Genomic DNA, 3,255 nt, shown 5'->3' with positions numbered 1-3,255 from the left:
CAATAAGTGTAAACTTTAATCACAAGCTCGATCGAGTCCCGACAAAGGTGTTATCTTAAAAACATAAGGCACAAAGGAAGCGACTCAACTTCCTTCCAGGCAAAAAGACCTAGAGCCTGTGCCACCTGCTCTAGATCAACGCAACAGCTAAATCGGACACAGATTCTCAAAGTTTGTAAAGTAAAGTATGGTTTCGCCTCTGTTGCTCGATATAGGACAGATGGAGTGAGCCGTAATCAGCACCTGAGTCGGTAAACTGAGAAATCTTGATAGTTGACAGATAGACTGTTGTGGGTTCTGTAAACCTCTATTGTATTGAGTCCGTTAAACTTTTAGGAGTCCATATCGTTTGTACAAGATGAAGCCCGCCTCCCTAGGCGGGCCTATTGTGTTTTTAGAAAACCGCCACGAGATATTCCTGTAATTGCAATTGATAACCTGCCTGTAGCTGACAGGGATAATCAAGGGAAAACTCAGGTAAAGCTAATAGAGAACTTTTTTGACAACTAACTAACGCCACATCGAAGCGACAGCTTAAATCAGACCATTGGGGATAAAAGGCGAGAAATATCTGGGCAGCTTGGTAAATTTTACCTTGTTTACGGTCATTGATCGCTAATTTGCCCCCTAAATCCCAATTGCCAGCACTGCGGGTTTTCACCTCGACGAAAGCGAGAGTCGCCTGAGATTTAGACAAGACGATTAAATCGATTTCACCGCCAGCACTACGCCAACGACGCTGGAGGATATGCCATTGCTGTAATTGCAACCAATCCGCCACCAAATTTTCGCCCAATTCCCCCACGGTTGTCATATTCAGTGATCAGTTATCAGTGGTCAGTTATCAGTTATCAGTGATCAGTTATCAGTGGTCAGTTATCAGTTATCAGTGAACAATATTGATTTATTATCCTGTCTTCTGACTCCAAACTACTGATTACTGTTCACTGAATCACTGGATTACAAAAGTCCTTCTAGACGACGACGGATGCTGTCTAACTCCGCATCGGGAATCTCGGAAAACTCCTCCTCGGCGGGGGGGACTTCCTCTTTTTGCCAATCCAACTCCTCGGCATTGCTTTCGGGGGGAATTACCAACATACCCGCTGCAATCATTTCCGCTTGATAGCCGGCACCGCGACAAAATTCTGCCACTTCCTCCGAATCAATTTTCTCTACCGTGGGAGTCGGAAAATCCTGGGCCTCTAACAGCAGAGCATAACGGGTGGCATCATCTTCCGATTCAAACATCAACACCTTATTGATAGCTCCCATTTGAATGGTGTGGATACCTTCGTTTTCTGTGCCTGCGTTAAAAAGTAGTACAAATACACGCATAATTACTATTAGCGATCGATAAGCGGTGGTCGTCTATACTCATTTTACCCCCCTTCTCGATCGCTAATCCTGAGCAATTTTAGTTTCTAGTCAACCACTTTTGACCGTTAAGCCGTTGCAGGGTGTAAAACAACAGTAAATCAAGACTAACTTTCCTTTCATCGATCATAAATGATTCAAGGGTACTAGGTTGAGCGCCGCCCTCAGCTTGAGAAAAAGCTTTTTTGCCATTGATGTCTTCTTCTAAAAAATAAATGCTAAATTGACGCATTCCCTCGAGCCAATTGCCAGTTAACTGCCAACAGGGAGAGCTAGAAAAGCCCTGCACGGGAATTTTATCCTGTTTAAAGGACAGCTTTATATCACTTATACCCAGCTTTTGCAAGGCTGCGGCCAATGCGGGCTGAAAATGCTGCTCAATAAATTCAGCAAAGGGTTTTTCCTCGACGGTTGGCTCCTTGGGTTTTTTAGCAGCCGCAGGTTGAGCCGGTTTTGCTGCTTCTGCTGCCGGAGTTGCGGAGGTGGTGGTTTCTTCTGCCATAGAAATTAATCAGGAATGGGTAGGTAGCTACAATTATATTTTCTCCCGGGTTATCAGCTATCAGTTTTTTTAGCTATCAGCTTTGATTTACCCGATTAATTAGGGCTGGCTGAATAATGGTAAAACCCTACACCCCTCCTGCCCCCCGACCCCCCCGATGTCGGGGGGGGGCAGGGGGCAAGAGGCAAAAGGAGGAATAAATAATCAGTCTTTAATAACTGGATTTAGTATTAAGTTTGTTAAATTTAATCTTGACAAATTTCCAGCACAGGCGTTGGGTTTCATGCTTCAACCGTTCGGCTGAGCTCACGGCCGAAGCCCAACCTACGTTCATCTGACTCAGATGTTAAGTTTGTTAAATTTAATCTTGACAAATTTCCAGCACAGTTAAGAGCGATCGCTTATTGCTTTTTTCAATATTGGTAAGTTGATCCTAAGCTAAAACCTCACTTAGAAACAGCCCAAGAACGCACTTCTCCTAAGGTTACAGTGGTGCGATCGCTGACATCAATAGTAAAGCGAAAAACTCGTTTAGCGCGCAGACCATTTTCGGGATCGAAGAATTTTAATTTCACGTCCCAACATTCACTTCCGTAGCGACAGAAGGGGCTTTTTTCCACTTCAATACTGTGTAGTTCCATTCCCATTGCTACTGCTTGGGAGAAGGTTTGTACGGCTTGAAAAGCGTTGGTAGCTGCAAAATTTAAAGCGCGATCCCGGGCGATTTGTCCGACGTTGCGTAAGTCATAATATAGCAATTCCCATAGTTGTGAGGTACAGAGTCTTAGGTTTTGACAAGTCAGGAGTGAGGAGTTAAGATTTTGGTGTACCTCATGAGATTGGGAAACGCTATAAATGCGATTCAAGAAACTGGTTAGAGAACGCCGCATCCTCGCTTCGTCGGCGATTTCATGTTCCGTGCGAACAGTTTCTATGGCTGATTCAATCAAAGTATTAACTTTCCAGCCATACATTCCTCTCGGACTATTAACCTTGATTACCGGAACAATTTGACCAGAAAAAAGTCTCACGGTTTCTTCAGTAAGAAGACCGGGGATACTCACCCTTTCAATATAATCTTCGTCTGCTTCTGGCAATATTTGACCCGCTAACATATATTGCATGACTTGATAAATCTGGCTCTTCGTTACCCTTTATGCTAAATCAACAGACAAGATGCCAAGATAACATACTTCTAACCCAAAAATTCCGAAAGTTTCTAAAGCCATAGCCTCTCCGTTTTATTAGTTTCAGGGTAAGAGCATCTCAATTAGGCTTGACAAAAGGCTTTCAGCACAGCCATCATATAGTTATTATCCATGGCCGCCCGTTTACTTTTTTGTGCCAGACTACGTCGGTAAGTGGATTCCTGGTTA

General features: G+C 43.8%; 4 protein-coding genes and 1 pseudogene. All 5 read right to left on the bottom strand.

Annotated features, from left to right (window positions below; genetic code table 11):
• Positions 1-394: 394 nt before the first annotated feature.
• Positions 395-814 carry a YraN family protein gene (locus IQ242_RS20470; RefSeq protein WP_002765893.1) on the bottom strand — a complete coding sequence of 140 codons (420 nt, stop codon included), beginning with the start codon at positions 812-814 and terminating at the stop codon, positions 395-397.
• A gap of 146 nt (positions 815-960) precedes the next feature.
• Positions 961-1,338, bottom strand: a complete 378-nt coding sequence (locus IQ242_RS20465) for a DUF3110 domain-containing protein (protein WP_002765892.1) — start codon at positions 1,336-1,338, stop codon at positions 961-963.
• A gap of 79 nt (positions 1,339-1,417) precedes the next feature.
• Positions 1,418-1,879 (bottom strand): DUF2996 domain-containing protein, encoded by a 462-nt coding sequence (locus tag IQ242_RS20460; RefSeq protein ID WP_193961217.1) that lies wholly within the window; start codon positions 1,877-1,879, stop codon positions 1,418-1,420.
• A gap of 446 nt (positions 1,880-2,325) precedes the next feature.
• Complete coding sequence (locus tag IQ242_RS27290) at positions 2,326-2,745, bottom strand: peptidase (protein ID WP_370583035.1); 420 nt, start codon at positions 2,743-2,745, stop codon at positions 2,326-2,328.
• Positions 2,734-3,021: pseudogene (locus tag IQ242_RS27285) on the bottom strand (peptidase S8); the annotation flags it as partial. The gene IQ242_RS27290 and the pseudogene IQ242_RS27285, both read right to left, overlap by 12 nt.
• Positions 3,022-3,255: the final 234 nt, after the last annotated feature.

It is taken from the genome of Microcystis sp. LEGE 08355 (genome assembly GCF_015207185.1).
GTDB lineage: Bacteria > Cyanobacteriota > Cyanobacteriia > Cyanobacteriales > Microcystaceae > Microcystis > Microcystis panniformis.
The sequence above is the reverse complement of the archived record's forward strand: the minus strand, read 5'-3'. Positions and strand labels throughout refer to the sequence as shown.

Excerpts from the sequence above, each read along its gene's own strand:
- IQ242_RS20470 (WP_002765893.1), bottom strand. The coding sequence starts at position 814 with ATGACAACCGTGGGGGAATTGGGCGAAAATTTGGTGGCGGATTGGTTG.
- IQ242_RS20465 (WP_002765892.1), bottom strand. The coding sequence starts at position 1,338 with ATGCGTGTATTTGTACTACTTTTTAACGCAGGCACAGAAAACGAAGGT.
- IQ242_RS20460 (WP_193961217.1), bottom strand. The coding sequence starts at position 1,879 with ATGGCAGAAGAAACCACCACCTCCGCAACTCCGGCAGCAGAAGCAGCA.